Annotated in this window: 21 protein-coding genes; 15 read left to right on the top strand and 6 right to left on the bottom strand. The window is 46.0% G+C overall.

The window, feature by feature from the left end:
- Positions 1–69 precede the first annotated feature (69 nt).
- A complete protein-coding gene (gene hscA / locus LWP20_RS03465) occupies positions 70–1932 on the top strand; it encodes a Fe-S protein assembly chaperone HscA (RefSeq protein WP_242926712.1) in 1863 nt (620 codons plus the stop codon).
- Between the two features lie 204 nt (positions 1933–2136).
- Here the strand turns inward: hscA and LWP20_RS03470 are convergent, their stop codons facing one another.
- Positions 2137–2484, bottom strand: a complete 348-nt coding sequence (locus LWP20_RS03470) for a hypothetical protein (RefSeq protein WP_242926713.1) — start codon at positions 2482–2484, stop codon at positions 2137–2139.
- Positions 2485–2488: 4 nt separating this feature from the next.
- A complete protein-coding gene (locus LWP20_RS03475; protein ID WP_242926714.1) occupies positions 2489–3556 on the bottom strand; it encodes an Ldh family oxidoreductase in 1068 nt (355 codons plus the stop codon).
- Between the two features lie 198 nt (positions 3557–3754).
- On the opposite strand from LWP20_RS03475, the gene LWP20_RS03480 reads away from it, so the two are divergent.
- On the top strand, positions 3755–6115 hold the full coding sequence (locus LWP20_RS03480) for a tetratricopeptide repeat protein (RefSeq protein ID WP_242926715.1): 2361 nt from the start codon (positions 3755–3757) through the stop codon (positions 6113–6115).
- Positions 6116–6798: 683 nt separating this feature from the next.
- On the opposite strand, the gene LWP20_RS03485 is transcribed toward LWP20_RS03480, so the two are convergent.
- The 3 genes from LWP20_RS03485 to LWP20_RS03495 are packed head-to-tail and all read right to left on the bottom strand — an operon-like array spanning position 6799 to position 9536.
- A complete protein-coding gene (locus LWP20_RS03485; RefSeq protein ID WP_242926716.1) occupies positions 6799–7740 on the bottom strand; it encodes a Ppx/GppA phosphatase family protein in 942 nt (313 codons plus the stop codon).
- A gap of 34 nt (positions 7741–7774) precedes the next feature.
- Positions 7775–8587 (bottom strand): HNH endonuclease, encoded by an 813-nt coding sequence (locus LWP20_RS03490; RefSeq protein WP_242926717.1) that lies wholly within the window; start codon positions 8585–8587, stop codon positions 7775–7777.
- Between the two features lie 55 nt (positions 8588–8642).
- Positions 8643–9536 (bottom strand): class I SAM-dependent methyltransferase, encoded by an 894-nt coding sequence (locus LWP20_RS03495; protein ID WP_187031438.1) that lies wholly within the window; start codon positions 9534–9536, stop codon positions 8643–8645.
- A 108-nt stretch (positions 9537–9644) separates the two neighbouring features.
- Here LWP20_RS03495 and dapF point away from each other — a divergent pair, with 108 nt between their 5' ends.
- The 13 genes from dapF to LWP20_RS03560 all read left to right on the top strand — a co-directional run bounded on the left by dapF (position 9645) and on the right by LWP20_RS03560 (position 24907).
- Positions 9645–10421, top strand: coding sequence for a diaminopimelate epimerase (dapF, locus tag LWP20_RS03500; RefSeq protein ID WP_242926718.1), 777 nt, complete (start codon positions 9645–9647; stop codon positions 10419–10421).
- Between the two features lie 227 nt (positions 10422–10648).
- Complete coding sequence (locus LWP20_RS03505; RefSeq protein WP_242926719.1) at positions 10649–11164, top strand: GNAT family N-acetyltransferase; 516 nt, start codon at positions 10649–10651, stop codon at positions 11162–11164.
- Positions 11165–11437: 273 nt separating this feature from the next.
- Complete coding sequence (gene secA, locus LWP20_RS03510; RefSeq protein WP_242926720.1) at positions 11438–14809, top strand: preprotein translocase subunit SecA; 3372 nt, start codon at positions 11438–11440, stop codon at positions 14807–14809.
- A gap of 104 nt (positions 14810–14913) precedes the next feature.
- Positions 14914–15585, top strand: coding sequence for a deoxyribose-phosphate aldolase (deoC, locus tag LWP20_RS03515; RefSeq protein WP_242926721.1), 672 nt, complete (start codon positions 14914–14916; stop codon positions 15583–15585).
- Positions 15569–16099 (top strand): sporulation protein, encoded by a 531-nt coding sequence (locus tag LWP20_RS03520; protein ID WP_242926722.1) that lies wholly within the window; start codon positions 15569–15571, stop codon positions 16097–16099. Before deoC ends, LWP20_RS03520 begins: the two co-directional genes overlap by 17 nt.
- A gap of 123 nt (positions 16100–16222) precedes the next feature.
- Entirely contained in the window at positions 16223–17413 is a 1191-nt protein-coding gene (locus LWP20_RS03525) for a M20 metallopeptidase family protein (RefSeq protein WP_242926723.1), read from the top strand.
- A gap of 28 nt (positions 17414–17441) precedes the next feature.
- Entirely contained in the window at positions 17442–18242 is an 801-nt protein-coding gene (locus LWP20_RS03530) for a DUF2490 domain-containing protein (RefSeq protein WP_242926724.1), read from the top strand.
- A gap of 155 nt (positions 18243–18397) precedes the next feature.
- Positions 18398–18916 (top strand): Hsp20/alpha crystallin family protein, encoded by a 519-nt coding sequence (locus LWP20_RS03535; RefSeq protein WP_242926725.1) that lies wholly within the window; start codon positions 18398–18400, stop codon positions 18914–18916.
- Between the two features lie 175 nt (positions 18917–19091).
- Complete coding sequence (locus LWP20_RS03540) at positions 19092–20591, top strand: Do family serine endopeptidase (RefSeq protein ID WP_242926726.1); 1500 nt, start codon at positions 19092–19094, stop codon at positions 20589–20591.
- Positions 20592–20699: 108 nt separating this feature from the next.
- Positions 20700–22277: an L-piperidine-6-carboxylate dehydrogenase gene (gene amaB, locus LWP20_RS03545; protein WP_242926727.1), complete on the top strand. Its 1578-nt coding sequence runs from the start codon at positions 20700–20702 to the stop codon at positions 22275–22277.
- 317 nt (positions 22278–22594) lie between these two features.
- Positions 22595–23155, top strand: a complete 561-nt coding sequence (locus tag LWP20_RS03550) for an RNA polymerase sigma factor (RefSeq protein WP_242926728.1) — start codon at positions 22595–22597, stop codon at positions 23153–23155.
- A gap of 32 nt (positions 23156–23187) precedes the next feature.
- The gene (locus LWP20_RS03555) at positions 23188–23826 is read left to right on the top strand and encodes a hypothetical protein (protein ID WP_242926729.1); all 639 of its coding nucleotides are present in this window, start codon (positions 23188–23190) and stop codon (positions 23824–23826) included.
- A complete protein-coding gene (locus LWP20_RS03560; RefSeq protein ID WP_242926730.1) occupies positions 23807–24907 on the top strand; it encodes a DUF4097 family beta strand repeat-containing protein in 1101 nt (366 codons plus the stop codon). The genes LWP20_RS03555 and LWP20_RS03560 overlap by 20 nt, the downstream gene beginning before the upstream one ends.
- Positions 24908–24979: 72 nt before the next feature.
- On the opposite strand, the gene LWP20_RS03565 is transcribed toward LWP20_RS03560, so the two are convergent.
- Entirely contained in the window at positions 24980–26629 is a 1650-nt protein-coding gene (locus tag LWP20_RS03565; RefSeq protein ID WP_242926731.1) for a sulfatase-like hydrolase/transferase, read from the bottom strand.
- Positions 26630–26674 lie beyond the last annotated feature (45 nt).

Consider the following 26674-nt stretch of genomic DNA (forward strand, 5'->3'; position numbering starts at 1 on the left):
AAATTATTTGTAACTTTGTGCCAACGCGCTGCTGCTCTTTAGCGGCGGCCTTATCTAACTATAGATATTATGGCAAAAGTAGCAATAAACCTTTCTACAGGCGCTCTTCAGCAGGAAGAGGTAATTGTAGGTATAGACCTGGGTACAACCAATAGCCTGGTTGCCTATGTGCACCCCGAAACTAAAACACCAACTGCAATAAACGATTTAGGCCGTGGTACCATTGTGCCTTCGGTAGTTCACTTTACACAACAAGGCGAAACCATAATTGGTACGGAGGCAAAAGATTACCTGATCACTGATCCTGCTAATACTATTTATTCTGTAAAGCGCCTGCTTGGTAAATCATACAAAGATTTAGGTGAGCACAAAGATTACTTTGGCTACAAGATAATTGATGATAACTCCGAAGGCTTGGTTAAAATCAGGGTAGGAGACAAGTTCTATTCTCCGATTGACCTTTCGGCAGAGATACTGAAAGAACTTCGTGCACGTGCCGAGCATGCTTTAAAAACTCCCGTAAACCGTGCTGTGATCACAGTGCCAGCCTACTTCAACGATTCGCAACGACAGGCAACACGTGATGCCGGTAAGTTAGCTGGTCTGGAAGTTTTACGAATTGTGAACGAGCCAACAGCAGCGGCCCTTGCTTACGGCATAGGCATAGACCCAACAGAAGAAAAAACAGTAGCAGTTTATGACTTGGGTGGCGGCACATTCGATATTTCTATACTTAGCATACATCAGGGCATTTTTGAAGTACTGGCCACTAACGGCGATACTTACCTGGGTGGCGATGACCTGGACCGCGCCATCATCAACCACTGGATACTGGACAACCAGCTTATTGCAGATACTATAAACTCTGACAAAAACCTGTCGCAGGAGCTGCGCCTGAAAGCCGAAGAAGCCAAGAAAGTACTAAGCACGGGAGAAGTATATGATAGCTATATTAACGATAGCATTAAGTGCCACATTACCCGCCATACTTTCGAATCGCTGATCAGGCCTATAGTTGATAAAACCATAGATAGCTGCCGAATGGCACTGGCTGATGCTAAATTAACGCCTGAGCAGATCGATACCGTTATTATGGTGGGTGGCTCTACGCGTGTTCCGCTGGTTTATACTTCAGTTTCCGATTTCTTTGGCAAGCCAGCCAACAACTCGCTTAACCCGGATGAGGTGGTAGCCCTTGGCGCTGCAATTCAGGCCGATATTCTGGCTGGTAACCGCAAAGATATTCTGCTGCTGGATGTAACGCCGCTCACGCTTGGTATTGAAACTATGGGCGGTTTGATGGATTCTATTATTCCGCGCAATTCTAAAATACCAACCAAGGCAGGCCGCCAGTATACCACCTCTGTAGATGGCCAGGTGAACATGAAAATTTCGGTTTACCAGGGCGAGCGCGATCTGGTACGCGAGAACCGCAAACTGGCTGAGTTCGACCTGAAAGGAATTCCAGCTATGCCGGCAGGCTTCCCGAAAGTAGATGTAAACTTTATACTTAATGCAGATGGCATCCTTAAAGTAGAAGCCATTGAACTGCGCTCGGGTGTTCGCCAGGAAGTGGAAGTGAAGCCACAGTATGGTTTAACGGATGCACAGGTAGAGCAAATGCTGATGGACTCGATTACGCACGCCCGCGAAGACGTATCGGCGCGCATGGTAATTGAGGCACGCACAACAGCTGAACAAATGCTTTACCAGGTTGAGCGGTTCCTGGAGAAAAACGGCGAACACCTGACTGAAGAAGAGATTGATCTGACGAGAAGCAACATTCAAAAGCTGCGTGAATCCCTGACCACAAACGATAAAGACACCATTCTGAAAGCAGTAGATGTGCTGGAAGAACAGACAAGCCCGTTTGCTGAACGTGTGATGCAGATATCGATCAAGAAGGCGATGGCCGGAAAAAAGATCGAGTAACGATAATTTACGCTAAAGAGAAAACGCCGGTAACTATAAATTGCCGGCCTTTTCTCTTTATATACTTATAGCTTATTTAAGATGCTGTTGCAGCCAGTTTATAGTTTGGACTGTATCACATATTTATTAGAATTGCCGTCGTACTTTGCTGGTGATAAGTATAAACTGAGCCTGCTGGTTGCTTACAAGTATAAAACAATGGCCTTAGGTCTGCATTTGATAGACAGACAGAGCCAGGTGCAGAAATTTATAGTTCAGGAAAAGCAAGGTGCCCGCAATTACAACTCCAATAAATAAGTTCGCATAGGCAGCATCCTGTTCTCGTATCTCTTTCAGAGCCCAGTAGATATAAGCAGCCAAAGCAAGTATGGCATACATCAAAAGCAGCGCAGGTACAGCAACCAAAACAAAAGCAGGTACCAATTGCCAGAAATAGTTAAAACCAAACCATGCCAGGTTCAGCACCCAAACCAGCAATTGTGCAGCCATACTTTTCTTCGCTGAGCTTAAACTCAACTTTCTGAAAATGGCTGCCTCTTTGCCTGCTGCCATTTGGTTATAGTTTTACACCCAGCTTTTTGCCCAGCTCTTCCAGGTCTTTTTCAACAGGCTCCAGTAGTGGTATTCCTTTCTTCAGGCGCTTTTCTGTCATTTCACGTTCCGGATCACCAGGAATAAGTACAGCTTTCTCGTTTTTCTTCACTTTGGCGTGCCTGAAAGAATTGATCCAGTTATCCATGTGCGATTTAAACTCATCAGCAGGGCGGAAAGCATCTATGCGCATGGCGCCCAGAAAGTGCCCGATGCCTTCGCCAGGCAGGTTATCAGCCACCGGTAAAAAGCTAACAAAAGGAGGTACCCACGGGCCATAGTTCGCACCCGAAAGTACAGCCGAAAAAATATCTACAATGGCGCCTAGTGCATAGCCCTTATGGCTGCCGTGAGTCAGGTCGCTACCCAGTGGCAGCAGTGCGCCGCCAATTTTCAGTTCGTTGGCATTGTCCGTATCCTCGCCATCGGCAGTCTGTATCCAGCCTAGAGGGGCTTTCTTTTCTTTGCGTTGCAGGATTTCCAGTTTACCGTTGGCAGCTGAGGCAGTGGCAAAGTCGGCTACAAAAGGTGGCTGGTCTTTGGTAGGTATGGCTACAGCAATCGGGTTGGTGCCCAGCATGCGGTCTATGGAATGAGTAGGCGCAACCAAGGGGCTGGCGTTGGTCATGGCAATACCGATCATATCAGATGAAAGTGCTTCCATAGCGTGGTAACCGGCTATGCCAAAGTGGTTGGAGTTTTTAACCGATACCCAACCTGTTCCAACATTATTGGCTTTCTCAATAGCAATATCCATGGCGCGCGGCGCTATTACCAGGCCTAAGCCCGCGTCGCCATCTACTGTGGCTGTGCTTGGTGTTTCGTGTACAATGCGAATTTTAGGTTTTATATTAATGCGGCCGGCTTCCCATAAACGCACATAACCACTCAGGCGGGCAACACCATGCGAATCAACGCCACGTAGGTCGGCTTCTAATAAAACCTCAGCGGCAAGTTTTGCATCTTCGGGCGGGCAGCCCATACGCAGGAAAATTTCCTGGGTAAAATCGAAAAGTTGTCGGTATGGATACATAATGTATAAGCTATTTCAGGGTGGTAAAAGTAATAAATTATGAAAGCAATGCCTCGGATTATACTTTGTTAACTCATTTGGCAACAGCATTCACGGAGCTTTTTTACTTAAAATATCTTCTTTTTTCTATACTTTCGGCCTGGCTTAAGTTTTTGGAACATAATTTGTCTGTGACAGCTTAAGCAAAACAATCTTCCTATGAAAAAAGCGTTACTATCGATTTGGTTATTGGCAGCGGCATTTATGGCGCAGGCGCAAACCAAGCTGTTGTTCGAGGAAACTCTTACCGAGGCCTACCTGCTAAAGTATAACACTACTTCCGGAGGTGCCAGTCAGGCCAGCATCAACAGCATTATTTCAGCATTAGCCACCAGCAGCGGTCGTACTAAACCTGAGTTTGTGGTACGCTACGAGCAGCAGTCCCGCATTTCTGATAACGGCGATCAGTTACAGCTAAAAGTACAGCTGGATCGCATAAAAGTAGGCGGCGATGTAAACTATAAGGGCTTCGATATAAGTGAGGTGTTACTGCCTGAAAAGCTGAATTTCAAGGTAAAACTGCTGAACGCTCAGAACAAAGAGATCAAAAGTTATACTTACACCAACATCGCCTTTAATAAAACAGGCGTGGTGCTGGCTGATTTTACCATACCTGATACAGCCGCCAATCAGAACTATAAGTTAAAAGTAGAGGATAAAGAGCTAGTTTATACTTCGGAAAGTGTGCGCCGTGTGCAGGAGCGCCTGAACCTGGTGCGCGATTATTATGCTGCCGAAACTACTATAAATGTAGCTCTACGCGATATTCAGCGCATCACGCCTGATGATATAGACCGTATCAGCCACCACGACCGCAACCTAAGCCAGATGGAGGAGCTTTTCGGGCGATTGCAGGCTGCCGATTATAAAGAAAAGCTGAACCTACGCCAGTATGACCCTCAAAACCTGGCCTCTAAAATGAGCCAGTTGCACCAGTTGTTGAAAGAGCGCCGCCGTGCCATTGATTATGCACTGGCTACCTTGGATCAGCAGTTCTATAACCGTGGGGTAGGTATGCTTACTGGAGGCAATGTGCGTGCTGCACAGGATTACTTCATAAAATCTTTGGAGGTAAATCCGAAGTTTGCTCCTGCGCACCTGCAACTGGCCCGCCTCGATTTTGTGAACGGCTATATAAAAGAAGCTGCCGGCCGAACCCGCGACATGCTGAAAGGTATGCGCATCGATCCTGAAACAGAACAGATGACATTGGTGCTGGCAAATGATATTTATACTTCCTACCTCAGCCAGGGAAATAACCTGATCTCGCGCGGTGACTATAACAATGCCCTAGCTGCTTTTAACGATGCCCGCGAAATGTGCAGCATAGGTGGGGTTCGCTGCAACATGCCTGCCCTGAACGATGGCGAAGGCCGCGCTGCGCTGGGAGCTTATAAAAGTATAATAGCTGAAGGCAAACGCGCCTTATCACTGAATAACCTGGCTAAAGCGGAGCAACTGGCTGCGGAAGCACTGCATTTTCAGAAGGAATACGATAATTACCTGCACACAGAGCCACAGGCTACAGAGCTGCAAAACCAGGTGAAATACCAGTTTTATGTGCAGAACATAGACAAAGGCAAGCGCTACCTGAACGAGAAAAACTACGAAGCAGCGCTCGGGCAGTTTGAAGAAGCGCTGGAACTGGAACAAAACTATACTTTTAAGTATGTACAGGAACTGGGGTTATTGACTCAGAAAGCGGCAAAACCTGTGTTGCTGGCTAAACTGAACGATGGTTACCAGCAGGCAATGAGCAACCAACTGGCCAATGCCCGCGAAGTAGCTTCAGTTACGCTTGCCATGCAAACCCGTTATGCGTTGGAGCAGGATGCCGATATCAGAACAAAGTATAACCTGCTGCGCGATCGCATTTTTACACAGGAATGTATAAATACACAGGCTGCTTACGATAAGCATTTCCAGGCTGCAAAAGAGCTGATTAAAGCAAAGCAGTTTATATCTGCTGATATGGCCTACCAGGCTGCCATAAAAGCAGCTGACGATATGGCCACCTGCAACATTGCTACTTTTACAGCAAAAGATGGGCGCGAAGCTATTGCTGCAGCAGCTATTTACCAGCGCATGCTGGAAGAAGCAGCGCATTTTGTATATAGTAGCCGTTACACCGAAGCGATCCTGAAGTATAACGAAGCCGAAAAACAGTACCTCACGAACGATGTAAGACGTTTTGGGCTGAACCATATTTCGCTTTTCAACTATGCTAAAGATAACCAGAAGCTCCCTTTTACAGCTGCTGTTGTTAACCATTTTGCAAGTATAGGAGAGGAGCAGATAGCAGTGCAGTTATTAAATGTGCTGCTGGAAAAAGACTATCCGAGGAGAAAAACCAAAAAAGTACAGGAGCAGTTAGGCAAGCAGTTGGCTGCTAAGGATGCGCAATTAGGTTTAAAAGAAGATGTGGAAGCCTTAGCCTCTAAACACACCAACAATAACCGCGACCTGAAGAAGTTGAGAAAGGCTTACGAGAAAGAAAGAAAACGCATATCAAAAGCATAAATGTAAAAAGGCAGGATGTTCTCCTGCCTTTTTACATTTATAGTTGTTTTAATGTCATTTTGAGCGCAGTTGGGAAATCGATTTCAGCTTATAGTTAAAGTTTATACTTGATTGAACCAGGCTATACTTTCATAGTTACATCTATTCCTGGGAGCTCTACCTACCTATTGTTATCATAGTTAGCTTTGGTGCGCTCATGGCCGCGAGGCCTCGTCTTTGGGCATCGCGCTGCTTTCGCTTCCTTTGCTCGTGCCTCGCAATGCCTTCGGCACCGGAACCTCTCGAGGCGCTCAACCCAAAGACTGATAATAGTTCGATAGCTAATCTATAGTTGCAGGAGAAGCTATAGTTTTATAGCCTTTCCTGCAATGTATTCCGTAGGGACAGGTCAAGACCTGCCCGATCTCAGCCAGAAACTATAAAACAATAACTAAAACTATAGCATTTACAAAAGTGTCCCCTTGAGGGGACTACGGGGGTGTTAAAAAGCAACTATAAAACTATAACTTAAACTATAGTAGTAGGTCAAAGCTCCCCGCCTTAGACAAGGAGGGGTAGGGGGTGGTTGGACTGCTATAGAACTATAGCTAGCACAATTGCGTCCCCTGTCCTTTCAGGCCAGTTGAGTCGGAAGACTCAACACCATCCTAAGTCACGAGTCTGGAGACTCGCGCCAGTTGAAACTATAACTTCCTTTCCAGCATCTGCTGCAAAACGCCTTCCTTCAGCGCATAAGCCGACACCCGAATTTCCTGCAGGTTATACTTCTGCAGCACAAAATCTACAACTATACTTGCCAGCACGATCATATCCACACGCATTTCCAGCATACCGGGTATAGCTAAACGCTCTTCGTGGTTTTTGCGGAGCAGCTCTTCGTGTATGGCATAATAATCTGCAATGCTTATAGTTGATGCCGGTGGTATAGTTTGCTGGCGTGATATATCGCCTTTGCGGAGTGCATCAATATCACAAAGCGTATCGAAGGTGCCGGATGAGCCTACAAGTATAGTTGGTTTATAGGTGGCTACAGCTTCGGTGAGCGGTTGCAGCTTTTCGGCTAAATAAGTTTTTTCGGCGGCTATACTTTCGCTTGGTATCGGGTCTGCGGTAAAGAACTGGTCCATCAGGCGCTGGGCTCCTACCTCGAAGCTGCGTTTCCAGAAGATCTCCTGGTTGTTGCAAACTATAAACTCCACGCTGCCGCCACCAATGTCCATGATCAGGGCCGTCTGCTCGTCCAGCACACCAGCGAAGCGCACACCATAGTAGATTAGTTCTGCTTCGCGGGCACCGTCTATTACTTCTACTTCTATGTTGGTCTGCTTATAGATGTCCTTTACAAAATCTTCGCCGTTGGCAGCGTTACGCACCATGCTGGTAGCCATGGCCCGAACCGTTTCAGCACCATGCTCATCAATCACCTTCCGGAAATCTTTCAGAGTTTTAAGGGCACGCTCGTAGGCTTCGGGAGCTATGTTGCCGTTGCTGATGCCGCCCTGCCCCAACCTCACCGGTACTTTGGTTTTATACAGGTCGCGCAACTGCCCCTGCTCATTCACTTCCGTTACCAGCAAGTGAAATGTATTCGTACCCATATCTATTAGTGCAAGGCGGTTGGTCATTGTTTGGAATGTTAATTGATAATTGTTGTAAGAATTAATGCAGAGAGTTTATACTGATGAATTCTTTTAGCTCCTCTATAGTATATGGCTCCTTTCTTTTATGCAACATTGCATGACAGTTGGGGCAAACAGGTCGTAAGTCCTTAATAGGGTCTACTTGGTACTGTCCTCCAATTGAAGAAATTTGATTTAAATGATGAACATGAATGAAGTTTTGACCTAATTCACCAAATCTTTCTTCAAAATTAAAATCACAAACTTGGCAGGATAGACCATAGTGGTCTATGCAAGTTTGTCTAGCAAAAGGATTTCTTTCATATTTTGTAACCAAAACCTGGTTTGGAGTTCCTTCAGTAAAAACTTGATGGTTATCTGATTCAGAGTTTATAAAAGGATTTGTTCTTATGTTTTGTGTCGTAAGAAAATCAAACCATAGCCCTTCTAACTCTTTAGTAAACTCTTTTTGAATTTCTATTCCTGAAGCTTGCGGAGTCCAGTTGATTCTAGATAAATCTCCTTGCTTCAATAAGTCAAGACTTAATATTGGCTCTTGCTCTACATTAAGCAATACATCAAACTCAATATCAACCATGTGGATCGTTTTATTCTCTCCACTCCAGTGTTTGGCTAAGAATACATGGCTTGAAACATATCCGGAGCCAACAATCCCTTTTGGTTCTTCTCCTAAGCGGAAAAGAAAAGCACGATCTCCAGGAGATATTTTTTTATGACTTGCTACGCTCCAGTCTTCTGTTGCCTTTCCTTTAATTTTAATCTTACTTATAGTTTGTTCGAGATCTTTCCATTCCCACTTTTTAGGATTCCATACAAAAAGAAATGTCTTCATATAATGATCGCTTTAAGTTCTAGATATAGAAAGATACCTATTTAAACTATAACTTCTACCTCCCAACCGAAGTAAACCTGAAGAAAGTACCCAACGGCAGTTTCCTGTCACCGCCATCCAGCAGATATAGTTCGCCGAGCTCTTCGTTTTTCACCATGTCGCCAAACGTGCCGCGCATCAGGTTATCGAGCACCATCGCCGAGAAGCCCATCGAGTACAGGTTTATCAGCAGGAAATAATCGGTGCCATCCAGCATTTCGCGGCAGAGCTTTATCATTTCATTCAGTTCGTCTTCCAGTTGCCATTTTTCGCCGTTCGGGCCACGGCCATAGCTTGGTGGGTCCAGGATGATTCCGTTATACTTGTTGCCACGTTTCACTTCGCGGCGGGCATACTTCATGGCGTCTTCCACTATCCAGCGCACGTTATCCAGGTTGCTGGCTTCCATGTTGTCGCGGGCCCAGAAGTTAACCTGCTTTATAGAGTCCAGGTGGGTTACATCGGCACCGGCAGCTTTGGCAGCTAAGGTAGCAGCACCGGTGTAGGCAAACATGTTCAGTACTTTTGGCTGTGGCGTTTTTAGCTTGCGGGTGGTATCATAAATAAACTTCCAGTTAGCGTCCTGCTCCGGAAACAAACCCACATGCTTAAACGACGACAAACCCAAACGGAAACGCAGCTTCAGGTCGTTATACTTATAGTTGATGAACCATTGCTCCGGCATTCCTTTCTTCAGTTTCCACTGGCCTTTTTCCTGGCTGCCTTTGTCGCGGGTAAACACGGCATTGGCCATACGCTGCCACTCCTGCTCAGGCAGGTGCTTGTCCCAGATGGCCTGTGGCTCGGGGCGTGCTACATAATACTGGCCAAAACGCTCCAGTTTCTCAAAGTTGCCACTATCCACTAATTCGTAATCGGCCCAGTTTTCTGTTGTAAGAAAGGAATACATATCTTTGTCGTTTATTTCAGGCGCAGCGCCTATAAGGTGGTAAAATTACGCATTATATGCCACACCTTAAAAAGTGCACGAACCTGCAGTTTTAATTGTTTCAGATACATGGCAATCAGCTTTTACAAATACCAGGGCACCGGCAACGATTTCGTGATGATCGATAACCGGAAACATACTTTCCCGGGAGACAACGAAGCGTTGGTAAAACACCTCTGCGACCGCCGCGTAGGCATTGGCGCCGATGGACTTATACTTCTGCAGGACCACCCGGACTACGATTTCGAGATGGTATACTATAACGCCGACGGCCGCTTAGGCTCTATGTGCGGAAATGGCGGGCGCTGCACTGTTCGCTTTGCCAAACAATTGGGTGTGATAGAAGACGTAGCCTGTTTTTTAGCAGCAGATGGCGAGCACCAGGCAAGTATAGAACGTGACCTGATTCAACTGAAAATGAACGACGTGCAGGGCGTTGAAAGAATTGGCGATGATTATTACCTGAACACTGGCTCGCCGCATTACATTCGTTTTGTAGATGATGTGCAAAGTATAAATGTGTTTGAAGAAGGCCGCGCCATCAGATATAACGATCGTTTTGCAGCTGTAGGTACCAATGTAAACTTTGTGCAGAAGACAGGTGAGAACGAGATTTTTGTACGCACCTACGAGCGCGGTGTGGAAGACGAAACCCTGTCGTGCGGAACAGGTGTAACAGCTGCGGCGCTGGTAGCAGGTATAGAAGGCATGCAAAGCCCGGTAAAAGTAAAAGTGCTGGGCGGCGAACTGGAAGTCGCTTTCCGGCAAACTGGCGAAAATAGCTTTAAGTATATTTATTTGATTGGCCCAGCCAGGCAGGTGTTTACAGGCTCGGTTTCAGTTTAGAAAGTATAAACTATACTTGTAAGTATGGCGCGAGCGTCTATGCTCGTGGCTTACTATAGTTTGGGTGTCCTGCCCAGTGAGTCTGGATACTCTATTACACGCTTCGTTACAATTCTGGCAACTTGCTCCAGAACCGTACAACTTAAAAAAACAAGACTTTCAGCAAGTATAAATTGTTGGGAGTCTTTGCTTTTTATACCTTTAGGTAAGCAAAAAGTATAAACCACGTGTTCCTGAAAACAGACCAGACCTATTTGCGCGCCCTCGAGCCCACCGACCTGGATTTTCTATATTCCCTCGAAAACGACACCTCTGTCTGGCATGTGGGCAATACGCTTATGCCCTGCTCTAAATTCGTACTGGAGCAATATTTAGAGAATGCTACGCTCGATATTTATACTGTAAAACAACTCCGCCTTGTCATCTGTACTTCAGATCATACTCCTGTTGGCGCCATCGACCTGTTTGATTTTGAGCCCTTGCACCGCCGTGCCGGAGTAGGTATTTTAGTAGCTTCAGAGTTCAGAGGCAAAGGCTATGCAAGCGAGGCATTGCAGTTATTGCTGCATTACTGCCAGCAAACGCTGCAGTTACACCAGGTATATTGTTCCGTAACAGCTACCAATATGGCAAGTATAAATCTTTTTACAAAGGCTGGTTTTACAGAAATTGGTACTCGCAGGCAGTGGCTCAGAACCCTGCAGGGATGGGACGATGTGATTGAATACCAGCTTCTTTTTTAAACCTTTCTCAACTGAACTTTCTACCCCCGCTTATCAGTTTTACTTTATCGGCAGCCTGCCACATTGCCACATTTTACCGTTTATGGCACAAGCAAAGTATAGCCTTAAACTAAGTATAGGCTAATAACTATATTGTACCGGTAAATTTGGCAGGCACAGGTATAAGCTGCCACTATGGTATTGTTTTCGTGCAAATTGTAAAATATGTCAGAAAAACAGCTTATTTTTGACGATATTACAGGCACAAAAAACTTCATTTAATAGACTTACAGAATGTTTGATTTTTTCGGTAAAACCGTTGCGAAACTATTCGGAACCAAATCCGACAGAGATATAAAAGAGGTTGTACCCTACGTATCTAAAATTAACGAAGAGTACGCCAAGCTTGCCAGCCTTACAGATGACCAGCTGCGCCAGAAAACGGCAGAAATTAAAAGCATCATTAATGAGCGCTTAAAAGGTATCGATGATCAGATCGCGGCCTTGCACAAGCGCATAGCCGATGAGCCTGAACTGAATATCGTTCAGAAAGAAAACATTTTCGCAGAAATTGATGAGCTGGAAAAACAGCGCAACAAAGATCTGGAAGTAGTATTGATGGAGGTGCTGCCTGTTGGTTTTGCTATAGTAAAAGAAACAGCCCGCCGCTGGAAAGAGAACGGCCAGTTAGTAGTAACCGCTACCGACATGGACCGCGAACTTTCTGCCCGCAAGCCAAACGTACAACTGGATGGCGACAAAGCTATCTGGGCAAACAAATGGGTTGCTGCCGGAAGCGAGATTACCTGGGAAATGTTGCATTACGATGTGCAGTTAATTGGTGGTATTGTATTGCACCAGGGTAAAATCTCAGAAATGGCTACAGGTGAGGGTAAAACACTGGTAGCTACGTTGCCAGCTTTCCTGAATGCCTTGTCTGGTCGTGGTGTGCACGTAGTAACGGTAAACGATTACCTTGCCAAGCGTGACTCTGAGTGGATGGCGCCATTGTTCGAGTTCCATGGCCTGACCATCGATTGCATTGATAAGCACCAGCCAAACTCTGAATCGCGCCGCAATGCTTACCGCGCAGACATCACGTATGGTACAAACAACGAATTCGGTTTCGATTACCTGCGCGATAACATGGCCCGCGAGCCGCAAGACCTGGTACAGCGCAAGCACCATTACGCCATGGTCGATGAGGTGGACTCTGTATTGATTGATGATGCCCGTACGCCTTTGATTATCTCTGGTCCGGTGCCGCGCGGCGATGAACATGAATTCTATCAACTGAAGCCACGCATTGCGATGCTGGTAGAGGCGCAGCGCAAAATAGTTACCAACTTCCTTACAGAAGCAAAACGCCTGACTAAAGAAGGCAACACACAGGAAGGTGGCCTGTCGCTTTTCAGAGCATACCGTGGTTTACCAAAGAGCAAGCCGCTTATCAAATTCCTGAGCGAAACTGGTAACCGCGCCATCTTACAGAAAGTTGAGAACCACTACCTGCAGGATAACTCCCGCATGATGCCGGAAGCTGATGAGCCGCTATACTTTACTATTGATGAGAAGCACAACCAGATCGAACTGACCGAGAAAGGCATTGACCTGATTACAGGCCAGGGCGAAGATCCAAGTTTCTTTATACTCCCGGATATAGGTACCGAGATTGCTAACATCGAGAATAATAAATCGCTTTCCAATGAAGAACAACTGCACGCAAAAGAGCAGCTGATCTCTGATTTCCAGGAAAAGTCGAAGCGTATTCACACGATCAACCAATTGCTGAAGGCTTATACTTTGTTCGAGAAGGACGTGGAGTATATCGTTACGCCTGACCATAAAGTGAAAATCGTAGATGAGCAGACTGGCCGTGTAATGGAAGGCCGCCGTTATTCTGATGGTTTGCACCAGGCAATTGAGGCGAAAGAGAACGTGAAAGTAGAAGATGCTACGCAGACTTACGCCACCGTTACGCTGCAGAACTACTTCCGTATGTACCACAAACTTTCTGGTATGACGGGTACTGCCGAAACAGAAGCAGGCGAGTTCTGGGAAATTTATAAACTGGATGTAGTAGTTATACCTACCAACAGACCAATTCAACGCAAAGACGAGCACGACAAAGTATACAAAACCGTTCGTGAGAAGTATAACGCAGTAGTTGATGAAATTGTAGAACTTACTGAAAAAGGCCGCCCGGTACTGGTAGGTACAACATCAGTAGAAATTTCAGAATTACTGAGCCGTATGCTTACCCTGCGTAAGATTAAACACCAGGTACTGAACGCGAAAATGCACCAGAAAGAAGCCGAGATTGTGGCAGAAGCTGGTAAGCCAAGCACCGTTACTATTGCTACCAACATGGCCGGTCGTGGTACCGACATTAAGCTTACGCCGGAGTCTAAGGCTGCAGGTGGTCTGGCTATTATTGGTACAGAACGCCACGAGTCTCGCCGCGTAGACCGCCAGTTGCGTGGTCGTGCAGGCCGCCAGGGCGACCCGGGTTCTTCGCAGTTCTTCGTATCTCTTGAAGATAACCTGATGCGTTTGTTCGGTTCTGACAGAATTGCCCGCCTGATGGACCGTATGGGTCTGGAAGAAGGCGAGGTTATTCAGCACTCGATGATCACGAACTCAATTGAGCGTGCGCAGAAGAAAGTTGAAGAAAACAACTTCGGACAGCGTAAGCGCCTGCTGGAGTACGACGACGTGATGAACGCACAGCGCGAGGTTGTTTACAAACGCCGCAGAAATGCCCTTTATGGCGAGCGACTGGAACTGGATATCTGGAACATGATCTATGATCTGAGCGAGGAACTGGTAGTTAGCTATAAGAATGCGAATGATTACGAAAACTTCCAGCTCAACATTATCCGCGTATTTGGTTACGATACAGCTATAACACTGGAAGAGTTTACGTCTACGCAGGCTACGCCATTGGCAGAGCGCTTGTATAACGAAGCACTTAACCACTACTTAACCAAGAACAAGCATACAGCAGAGCAGGCTTTCCCGATTATTGCCGATATTCATGCAAACCGTGGGCCGATGATCGAGAATGTGGCTGTACCATTTACAGATGGTAAGCGCCAGCTGGCTGCAGTTGCAAACCTGACCAAAACGTACGAATCGCATTGCATGGAGCTGCTTCGCTCTATGGAAAAGATCATCTCGCTAGGTACAATCGACCAGGCCTGGACAGACCACCTGCGCCAGATGGACGACCTGAAGCAATCGGTGCAGAATGCAGTGTACGAGCAGAAAGACCCACTGTTGATCTATAAGTTCGAATCATTTGAGTTGTTCAAGCGCATGATCGGTAAAGTGAATGAAGAAACTGTTTCTTTCCTGATGCACGCCTTTATACCAGTACAGGCACCAGAGCAGGTGCAGGAGCCTCGTCCACAGCGTGCCCCAAAAGCGCCGATACTGCACGAGCAAAAAGCTGAAGTTCATTCTTCGCTGGAAGATGAAACAGGCCATACTTCTATTCCGGCGCCAGAGCCTCCTAAGTTAGTGCCTGTGCACTCACACAAAGTAGCTGGCCGAAACGATAGAGTAAGTGTTCAGTATAGCGATGGCCGTGTGCTGAAAGACGTGAAGTTCAAAACGGTAGAGGAAGACCTGCTGAATAATCGTTGCATACTTATTGAAGAATAAAAATAGAAGCAGCCACTAACCAAAATTTAGTGGCTGCTTTATGTATTACCAGCTTCTGTTTTAGAGTTAAGTAAGAAGTATAGCCGCAAGGCTGATGTGAAAATATGGCAGGAGAAGAACTTGCATCTTATATAGACCATACCCTGTTGCGCCCTGATGCAACCGCTGATATGGTAGAGCAGCTTTGTGATGAAGCGCGCAACTATAGCTTTGCTGCGGTTTGTGTGCCGCCTTGTTATGTGCAGCTTTCAAAAGATCGCCTTGGGCCGGGTACGCTGGTTAAAATTGCTACGGTGGTTGGTTTCCCGTTAGGGTACCAGCATGCTAAAGTAAAATTCCTGGAAACCCACCAGGCTATTGCCGATGGCGCCAACGAGATTGATGTGGTAATGAACGTGTCTGCTTTTAAATCAGGCAAGTATGAAGAGGTAGAAAACGAGCTGAGCGACTTAGCTAAATTCTGCCATCTGAAAGAAGCCGAGTTAAAAGTGATCATCGAAACCGCCCTGCTTACGCCTGAAGAAATTGTAAAAGCATGTGAGCTGTGCGCGGCTGCCGGTGTAGATTTTGTAAAAACATCTACAGGCTTTGCTGCACGAGGCGCTTCCGTTGAAGATATTCTTGTTATGCGCAAGTCTTTGCCGGGGCATATTAAAATCAAAGCGGCAGGAGGTATAAAAACTTTCGCTGATGCGGAAGCGTTAATCAAAGCCGGCGCCGACAGGTTAGGCTGCTCGGCCAGTATCCAAATCATATCCAATGAACAGAACGCTTAGCCTTATACTATCACTACTTTTTGTGATCATAACAGCATGTGCCTCTTCTTCAGGTACTGCAACCAGCGAAACAAAAACCTCGGGCGGTAAAGCTAAAACAGCTGAAGACCTGAGTGTTTACCGACCAAAGTATCCGGTAGCTGATGCAGGCACCACAACGCCAGCTGCACGCCCGGTACCGGCAAATCATGTAAACGATAAGGTAGAGGCTCTTCTTGATACCGTAGCTAATGTTAACAAGAGCATCAGATATGCACAAGGCTACCGTATTTTAGCTTACAATGGTTCGGAGCGCCAAACCGTAATGAACCTACGTAAAACTATAATTGCGCGCGTGCCGGAGCAAAAAGATTACCTGACGTATCAGCAGCCTAATTTCAGGTTAAAGGTCGGAGATTTTTTTTCAAGGGTTGAGGCACAGCAGGTACTGAACCAGCTTCGTGACATCCTGCCCAATGCCCTGATCGTTTCAGACCAGATAACCATAAACAAAAGTGTAGGCAGAGGCCGTTAAAACCTGTTTTTACTATACTATAAACGTTGCGGTTGCTTTACCAGAAGCCGCAACGTTTTTTTATTTTGCAGCCATCTGTTACCTTCATCAACAGAACAAGCTATACTTTATAGTTTCTTACCTATGACATCATTATTACAAAGTATAAAACAGCTGGCCGCTACGTACACGCCAGACACAGTAGCCGTGCGCCGGCATTTGCACGCCAACCCAGAGCTATCTTTTGAAGAGCATAACACGGCTGCTTATGTAGAGGCTACATTAAAAAGCTATGGCCTGAACCCAGTACGAATGGCGAATACCGGCCTTGTAACGATAATAGAAGGCCGGAATCCGGAGAAGAAAACCATAGCCCTGCGCGCCGACCTGGATGCCTTGCCAATAACTGAGCAAAACGAAGTAGATTATAGATCGAAGAATGAAGGTGTGATGCATGCCTGCGGCCACGATGTGCATACTTCGTCGTTGCTGGGAACTGCCCGCATACTGCAGGAGTTGCGCCATGAGTTTGAAGGAAGTATAAAACTGATCTTTCAGCCGGGAGAAGAAAAATTTCCGGGAGGCGCTTCTATTATGATAAAAGAAGGTGTGTTGCAAAACCCGAGTCCGGAAAGTATAGTGGGGCAGCACGTGTTTCCGCTGCTGCCCGCCGGTAAAGTTGGTTTCAGGCCGGGTATGTACATGGCCAGCGCCGACGAGATTTACATAACCGTAAAAGGCAAAGGCGGCCACGCGGCAATACCTGAAATGAACATAGACCCCGTGCTGATAACATCGCACCTTATAGTTGCCCTGCAGCAGATCGTGAGCCGCCATGCCAGCCCTAAAATTCCTACCGTGTTATCGTTTGGTAAAATAGAAGCCAAAGGCGCTACAAATGTTATCCCGAACGAGGTAAAGCTGGAAGGTACGTTCCGGACAATGGATGAAGGATGGAGACGCGAGGCGCACAAGCGTATTAAAAAGCTGGCAGAAGGCCTGTGCGAAAGTATGGGCGGCAGTTGCGAGATCGATATTAAGGATGGCTACCCGTTCTTAAAAAATGACCCGGCCCTTACAGCACGTGCCATAGAAGCAGCCGAACTATACCTGGGAGCCGAAAACGTAGTTAACCTTGACTTGTGGATGGGTGCGGAAGACTTTGCATACTACTCGCAGGAAGTGCCGGCCTGTTTTTACCGATTGGGTACGCGCAACGAGGAGCGTGGCATTACCTCATCTGTGCATACGCCTATGTTTGATATAGACGAAACTGCACTGGAAACTGGCATCGGGCTGATGGCCTGGCTGGCAGTACAGGAGCTCAACGCCTAACCATACTTATACTTAGCAGATCAACCTGATGCGGTTAAAACTATACATTATACTTCTGATGGGCCTTTTGCCATACTTTTTGCAGGGGCAGAGCAAAGTAACAGCGCCAGCAACTTTATGGCCTGAGCTACAGCTAAATTACGGAGCAGGCGATGCAGGTATACTTTTCGTGCGCAACCAATACCGCATTAACACCGATTCCCGTTACAACGACCTTAAAAGCAGTGGGATACTAAGCAATTTTGAGCGTGTGCAGCTGGCAGTTGGCTACGAACATACATTAACCGAGCATTGGAGGGGAGGTGCTATACTTCGGTATGCGATAGAAGATTTTCCGAAGGCATTGTTTGCTACTGCTTTTCTGCGCCACAATGGTAACATTGGCAGTTTATACTTTAACAAGCAAGGCATGTTCGAGTATGTGTTGCAGGAAAAAAGCCAGGAAGATTACGGGCGCTGGCGCATACTGGGCGAGCTGGGTAAGCGGCTTCCTGTTAAAGATAAATTCCTGACACCAGCCTTGTTGTATGAATTGTTTATACTTTCTGATTTTGGCAACGAGGAGCAAACTGCAGAAGAACGATCAATAGACCGCACCCGCCTTCGCCTCAGCTTAAACTACGAGCTTACGCCCAGGTTTCATATAGCACCATACTTTATGCGCCAGACAGACTATTACTATGTGCTCATCCCGCCTGTGTATGACGAGAACAATAACCTGGTAAAAGATGGATATACTACCAAACGAAACCGCATTACGCCTGTTTTTGGGCTGGAGCTAAAGTATAATCTGAACCTGCAACCTAATACTGCCAGTATTGCTTACTAATCAGTTGTTTATCTGAAAAAAAGTCAGGGAAAGATTAATCGTTAAAGTATATATAATGACATTATTTCACGAAATAAAAGGATAATGTTGTTGGTATGGTTTTTACTCCTAAGTAATTGTACATGTTAAACAACAAATCTTAGGAGGATAAAACTATGGCACTTAGCAAATACAGCGGCATGCAAGAAACAATGCCTCAGAACTTTAGCTCAATGCTGGACAGGTTTTTTAACGAATCTGTAAATACACGTCGTGTAGCAGGTTTTACGCCAAGTGTTGATGCTTTTGAAACAGACAACGGTTACGAGATTGAAATGGCTTTGCCAGGTGTGAAGAAGGAAGATATCAATATTGATTTCCAGGAAGGCAGACTTACAATATCAGGTGAGCGTCGCTTTGAGCGTAAAGAAGACAGCAAGCGCTATCACATGGTAGAAACACAGTATGGCACCTTCTCCAGAACTTTCTTCCTGCCAGATAACGTGCAGGCCGATAAGATTAGTGCACAGTTTGAAGATGGCATTCTGCTGGTAAGCGCACCGAAGGATGTACAGAAAACCATGAAGCGCCAGATCCAGATCTCGTCCGGAAGCCAGGAAAGCAAGGCAGGTGGCAGCAAACAAAAAAAGCAAGTAGAGGTAGAAAGCAACGGTAAATCTGCTGCCAAAGCCTAAGCTTAAATCAATAGAAAAAGAGGCCACCATTTTGGCCTCTTTTTTGTTTATAAAAGGAATAGATAGAAGTACTTACCATGGCACTATATACTATCGTATACTATATTAGCGTTAGAGAATTATAATATAGATAAATCTTAATATTTAAAGTATAATTACATATCAACAAGTATTCATGAAGACAAATCAGTTTATCGTAGGCCTTACCCTTTCTGCCCTCCTGGGTGGCGGCGTGGCTGTAGGAAGCTATAAGCTGCTGGAGGACGACAAAACACAAAGCGCACAGGAGCAACCGGAGCAAACAACTGTTCGCTACACAAGCGACATGCGCAGTAGTACATCTATAGTGCCCGAAGGCCTTAATTTTGTAAAAGCAGCCCAAGTAAGCACACCAGCGGTAGTGCACGTTATGACGGAGTATAGCGTACGCTCATCAGACCAGTATGGCAGCAGCCCTATGGATCCGTTTCTGCGCGAGTTCTTTGGCGACGGCTTTGGCGAGCGTGCTCCCCGTGGCCCGCAAATGGGATCCGGTTCGGGAGTAATTATTGCCTCTAACGGTTACATCGTTACAAATAACCACGTAATTGACCGGGCCGATAAAATTGAAGTAGTGCTGGATGATAAACGCAAGTTTGAAGCTACGCTGGTAGGAACCGACCCCACCACTGACCTGGCACTGTTAAAAATTAATGCAGATAAATTGCCGGCTGTACGGTATGGTAACTCCGATGACCTGCAGGTAGGCGAGTGGGTTTTGGCTGTAGGTAACCCTATGAACCTGACATCAACGGTAACTGCTGGTATTGTAAGTGCTAAAGGGCGTAATATTAACATTCTGCGTACCAATGCTACCAAAGATCTGAGTGTTGAGTCGTTTATCCAGACAGATGCAGCTGTGAACCCTGGCAACAGTGGTGGCGCACTGGTTAACCTGAACGGTGACCTGGTAGGTATAAACACAGCTATAGCTTCGCAAACAGGTACTTTTGCCGGTTACTCTTTTGCGGTGCCATCTTCTATTGTAAGCAAGGTAATTGATGACCTGCTGAAGTATGGTGAGGTGCAGCGTGCTTTACTGGGTGCAACCATACAGGAGATTGATGCTTCTTTTGCAAAAGATAAAGGTATTACTACACTCAATGGTGTATACATTGCCGGCGTAGAAGAAAAAAGTGGAGCCAAAGAGGCAGGTTTACAGGCTGGCGACATTATCACGGCGATCAATGGCGTAGCCGTAAATAAATCGTCGCAATTGCTGGAGCAGGTGGCCCGTTACCGCCCTGGCGATAAAGTAAAAGTTAGCTACCTGCGAAACAACAAAGAAAAGAGTGCCAATGTAGTTCTTAAAAACCTGGAGAACAGCACCAGTATAGCCAAGCGCAGCGTTGCTAAAGCTGTTACATTTGATGGCGCTACCTTTGAGCCTGTAAATAAGCAGGAAATGAACAAGTTAGGTATAGATGGTGGTGCTAAGATCACGGGCGTGCGTGGCAGCAAGTTCCGCGAAACAGGCATGAAAGATGGCTTTATCATTACCAGAATCGATAAGTATGCAGTAAATGAGCCAGCTGATGTGGAGAAGCATTTAAAGAACTTCGATAGCGGCGTGGTTTACATTGAAGGCATTTACCCGGATGGTCTGAAAGCCTATTACCCGATCGGTAAACAATAAAGCTGAAACAAGTATAAGTATAACCTCAGGAAAGCTTCTGCAAGATTGTAGAAGCTTTTTTGTTTTAGTAGATTTGTACTAGACCCTTAACCAATTAAACTATAACCCATGAAACAAACCATCGACGAACTTCCGCTGGCAGCAACTATACTGGATGTACTCAAACAGTTGGGTATAAAAGAGATAAATCCTGCTTACAGCACTGGCTTAGTATGGGGCGGCACTGAAGGCAGAACTACAAAGGCTATACACTCGCCAGCCGATGGCAACCTGATCGCAACAGTTAATATGGCAACTGCCGATGATTACGAACAGGTAGTTCTTACTGCAGAGGAAGCTTTTAAAGTATGGCGCAAGGTACCATCGCCAAAGCGTGGCGATATTGTGCGCCAGATAGGCAACAAGCTGCGTGAGCACAAAGAGGCGTTGGGCAAACTGGTAAGTTACGAAATGGGCAAAATTCTGCAGGAAGGCTTAGGCGAAGTGCAGGAAATGATCGATATCTGTGATTTTGCTGTAGGCTTATCGCGCCAGCTGCACGGTTTTACCATGCACTCAGAGCGTCCGCAGCACCGTATGTACGAGCAGTATCACCCGGTTGGTATAGTAGGTGTAATTTCGGCCTTTAACTTCCCGGTTGCTGTCTGGAGCTGGAATGCTATGCTGGCTTCTGTTTGCGGCGATGTAACCATCTGGAAACCTTCTGAAAAAACACCGCTTACGGCAATTGCCTGCCAGCACATAATAAGAGAAGTTCTGGAAGAGAATGAAATGCCGGAAGGCGTATTTAGTGTTATCATTGGTGATGCAGAAATTGGCAGCCTGATGGCAAATGATAAGCGCATCCCGTTAGTTTCGGCTACGGGCTCTACGCGCATGGGCAAAAAAGTAGGCGAAGCTGTAGGTGCCCGTCTGGGTAAGTCGCTGTTGGAACTTGGCGGTAACAATGCCATCATCATTACAGAAAATGCTGATATTGATATGGCGATGAACGCCGTAGTTTTTGGGGCTGTTGGTACCTGTGGCCAGCGCTGCACGTCTACCCGTCGCCTGATCATCCACGAGAATGTATACAACCAGGTGCGCGACCGCCTGCTTAAAATTTATCCGAAACTGCCAATTGGTCATCCGTTAAGCAACACAACACTGGTAGGCCCATTAATCGATAAGGATGCTGTAAAAGCCTTTAACAATGCGTTAAAAGAAGTACAGAAAGAAGGTGGTAAGCTTATAGTTGGCGGCGATGTGCTGGAAGGCGAAGGTTATGAAACAGGAACATACGTTACGCCTGCTATTGTAGAAGCTGAAAACCACTACCACATGGTGCAGGAAGAAACCTTTGCGCCAATTTTATACCTGATCAAGTATAGCGGCGAAGTGGAAAATGCTATTGAGCTGCAAAACGGTGTAAAACAAGGCTTATCGTCATCTATTTTCTCTACCAACCTGCTCGAAACCGAAGCATTCCTGAGCCACTGGGGCTCTGACTGTGGTATTGCCAACGTAAACATTGGTACATCGGGTGCTGAGATCGGGGGCGCTTTTGGTGGCGAAAAAGAAACAGGAGGAGGCCGTGAGTCCGGGTCCGATGCCTGGAAAGTATACATGCGCCGCCAGACAAATACCATCAACTATAGCCGTGAGCTGCCATTAGCGCAAGGTATAAAGTTTGATATAATGGACTAAAGTATAGTTTAGTAAAGTATAAAAGCCAGCCTCGCAAGGGCTGGCTTTTTTGTGCCTGTACTTAGCCGGTTCGTCCATACTTGGGCTTGCTTTATACTTTGTTAATCTGGTAAAAACGACTATTAACGCCCACAATACACCTGAAAGTATAAATAAACAGCAGCAAAAAATAAATTTTTGCAACTTGATGCAACCTCGCGCAATTGCTTTTGTCTTTAGTGTGGAATTGGATGAAGGAGATGCAGAAATAGAAAGCAAAAACTAAAAATCGAAAGTGTTGCGCTTAACCCGAACGTGTAAAGTAAAACGGTACTAACTTGGAAACACTCAGCTATCAGGATGTGAACATGGGCGTAGTAGACCGGTGCAGGGAAGGCGACAACCGGGCCCAATACGAGTTGTACAAGCTGTACGCCAAGGCCATGTTCAACGTGAGTATGCGCATCACAAACGATTATGCCGAAGCAGAAGACGTGCTTCAGGAAGCTTTCATCAGCGCTTTCAAAAACCTCCATTCCTATAAAGCAGAAGCTTCTTTCGGGAGCTGGCTAAAAAAAATTGTGGTTAATGCCGCCATTAATGCCATACGCAAACGCAGGTCGGAATTAGTACCGATGGACGAGCGACTGGCAGGCGAGGTGCCCGACGAAATAAACAACGACGAGGACACCGAGTGGCAAGTAGAAAAAGTACGCAAGGCTATTCAGAAACTACCGGATGGCTACCGCATTGTGCTAAGTTTATACTTGCTGGAAGGCTTTGACCACGCTGAGATAGGGGAGATACTTGGAATAACCGAGTCGACCTCTAAATCTCAGTTTAGCCGCGCCAAAAAGAAGTTGCTTGAAATAATGCGCGAACCGCAGTTTGCGGCCTAGCAACAAGACAGGAAATAACGGGATCTTTAGATATGAAAGATAGACTGGAAGAGTTTGTGAGCGAAAACCGTGAGGCATTCGATGTATTCGAGCCCCGGCCGGAGCTGTGGCAGGAAATATGCCACGAGCTGCCAAAAGCCAAAAAAGAAACTACCAGAGTAATTAAATTTAATTTCGGGGATAGCTTTAGTTTAAGCGGTAACCTTGTGTTTATGCGGGTGGCGGCGGCTGTAGTGTTGCTGTTAGGTTGTGCCCTTACACTTGTGCTGATGAAGCTGAACGCACCTGATACAAATAATACACTGGCAGCCGCAGCCGAACAGGCACCACTTAACAGAATAGCACCCGAACTGGTAGAGGTAGAAGCCTATTACGCCAGCCAGATAGAAGCTAAAAAGAGCCAGCTAAGTGCCTATGACCTAAAAGTGCTGGGCCTGGATAAAGACCAGGAAATAGACCAGGAACTGGAGCGATTGAATACCAGCTACCAGCAACTTAAAAAAGAACTTTACACAACACCCAATACCGATAAGGTTATGGATGCCATGATCCAGAATCTGCAGATACGGATCCGTGTCCTGAGCCGCCAATTGGAAATACTACAGAAAGTAGAACAACTGCAAAAACAGCAAACTTCAGAACCTCAAAAAGATGAAACCGCGAATGTTTAACTCTATACGCTACATTGCCTTACTTATCATTGTAATGGTACCTGCTTTGGTGCAGGCCCAGCATGCCCCGCAAGCACCTTGTCCTCCGGCAGCACCCGCTGCTGGCCCCTTGGTTAAAGTAGTAGGCCCGGAATTCCTGGCTATGCTTAGCCACCAGGGCCCACATATCAATCAGAATCAGGATGCCGAAGCAGCCTATGATTCTGAGAAGCGCAAAACCTTCGAAAAGATTTACAAGGTTAGCAGCTCCGATATGCTGAGCATCGAGAACAAATTTGGTAAAGTACACATCAATACCTGGGATAAGAACGAGATAAAAGTACAGGTAAACATTATTACCCGTGCCAGTTCAGAGCAAAAAGCCCAGGAAATTCTGGATAACATTAGCATCAGTGATAAACGCGAAGGAAAGCTTATTGCGTTAAAAACAATAATGGAACCGATGCGAATTTCCGGCAATACCCAAAAGAGCTTCGAAATAAACTACACGGTTTACATGCCTGATGATAACCCGATCGCAGTTAAAAATAGCTTTGGAGATGTATACCTGGCGGCTTTTAAAGGTAAAGCAGATATAAGCGTTAAATACGGCTCTCTGAAAACCGGCCGCCTGAACAACTCCGCCAACTCGGTAAAGCTGGCTTATGGCTCTGGTAACTGCGGCTACATAAACGGTGGTAACATTGAAGTTTCATACTCAGACATGACGTTGGAAGGTACAAATGGCCTGCAAGGCTTCTCTAAGTTCAGTGATTTTAAATTAGGCAGCTTAAATCAGGATCTGGATATGGAGGTAAAGTATGGCTCATTCCGAATCGATAATGTGAGCAAGAACATCCGGAAGATAAACCTGGAGAGCGGCTTCAGCCCGATTTCATTAAACTTTGAAGACAACACGGCCTTTAATTTCAATGTGAATGTGCAGTTCGGAAACTTCAGAGTAGATAAAGAACTGGTAAATATTACTTCGCTTGAAAAAAGCCACACTTCAGCAGAGTATAAAGGCAAGTATGGCAGCACATCACCAAAAGGATTAGTTAGCATTGTATCCAAGTATGGCGATGTGAAATTCACCAGATAAGATTTCCTGTTAGTAAATAAATTGTTTGTTTAAGGTGAGAGAAAGGGCCGGCAGTAATGCCGGCTTTTTCATTTATGGCTGCTTATCGAATGGGCGCAACGAAACAGGGCCACGGCCAAAAATATCGCCGGTAAGGAAATAACGGTTGGGCTTTCCGGAATAAAATAAAGTAGGTCCATACTGCTGTTGTATAAAACCAGGCTGGTAACCCAGGAACAAAAGTAATGTCGGGAAAATCTGCTGATGAGATTGTTGGTTGGGCTTAGGTATAGTATAAGAAGAAGTATACTTTGATTTATCTAAGACCCAGAGCGGAACATTAGCCTCAATTGCAGCCGTGTTATTTATAGAGGCATGAGCAATGCTAATGCCATCACCAGATAAATCCTGGCCGTGATCAGAAGTATAAATGGCAACCGTGCTGTCGGTAGCTGATATGCCTGGCAGTAGTTTTTTCCAAAAGCCATCTACCGCCCACCGAATAGAATTATAATAGGTGTTACGCGACAGAACAGGGTCTTGCAGCATGCTTTTTTCAGAAAGCGTCGGGCTGAATATGGTGGAATCAGAGTTATATGTTCTGGCATAAGGCCAATGAGCGCCCGCTTTGTTCACATAAACAAACACCTTTTTTTGGGATTTAGTTAATTGTAGCAGCAAATCGGCAACAACATAATCCCGCAGGTAGTAAGGCAGGTCCTGGTTTTGGTCACTAGGCTGGATAAAATGATCTACATACTTTAGATCTGCAAGAGAAACATAGTTTTGCAGCGCGCCCAGGCCAATTTGGGCATCTACAAAATAGGTAGTATAACCAGCTGCCTGCGCATACTGGAAAATACTGGGGCGTGTAAGCGCCAACCCCTGTTTGTCGGGCAACTGCGATAGCTGCACACCGCTCATTAAGGCAATATTGCTGCCGGCGCTATAGTTGGTATAGGAGTTGGCAATTCCAAAATTTATGATGCTGTCCTTGGCCGTTTCCAGGAATGGCGTCGTTTTTTCAGGGTTGCCATTTAAAGATAAAGCGCTGCCTGTTATACTTTCATCCACAATCATAAAAAGATGTTTTACCCCTGTAGCTGTAGCTGTAGCTCGCGCCTGTACTTGCTGGCGGTTTCCAATGGGGAGGGTGTGGTTGTGTACAAGTAAGGTGCTGATGGGAACCCGGTAAAAAGCAGGCAAATCATCTATCACGCCCAGTGAGCGGTTGGCATACCAATACCCCAGCAGCACTGTGGGCAGCAGCACAATGGCATGCCAGGCTTTATAGTTGATCCGGGTGCGGTTTGCTGTCAGGTAAAGTATAGCAACTGTTAGGGTGGCACCCATAAGCGCTAAAATAACGGGAAAGGTATAGTTTGTAAGAGCTGCCTGCAAAAAACTGGCATTATTTAAAGCTGTCTGGGCATCGGTATAAGAGAAATTGTAGCCCGAAATAATGCGGTAACTCAGACTGATGGTAAAAAATACCCAGAACAGCAGCAGGTAACTATACCGAATGGCTTTGCTTTTGTTGAGGATGAAAACCTGCAAGCTCCATACTGTGAAGCCGAATACTGCCAGGTATAAAAGTAAATCCAAAACGCTATCCTGAAAAAGCAGCATCTGCAGTAAAAAGTATACCCGGCCCGGCCGCATTTCAACCGTAACTACAAACAGCGAAAGCAGGATAAAAAACACGAAGGCTTGCGTGTATATTTTCTTTGGTATCAGGTTCATCTTTTAAAGTGCATACCTTTTAAAATGGCTCAGGTATACTTCGTG

The sequence above is a fragment of the Pontibacter vulgaris genome, assembly GCF_022758145.1.
In the GTDB taxonomy this organism is placed as follows: Bacteria; Bacteroidota; Bacteroidia; order Cytophagales; family Hymenobacteraceae; genus Pontibacter; species Pontibacter vulgaris.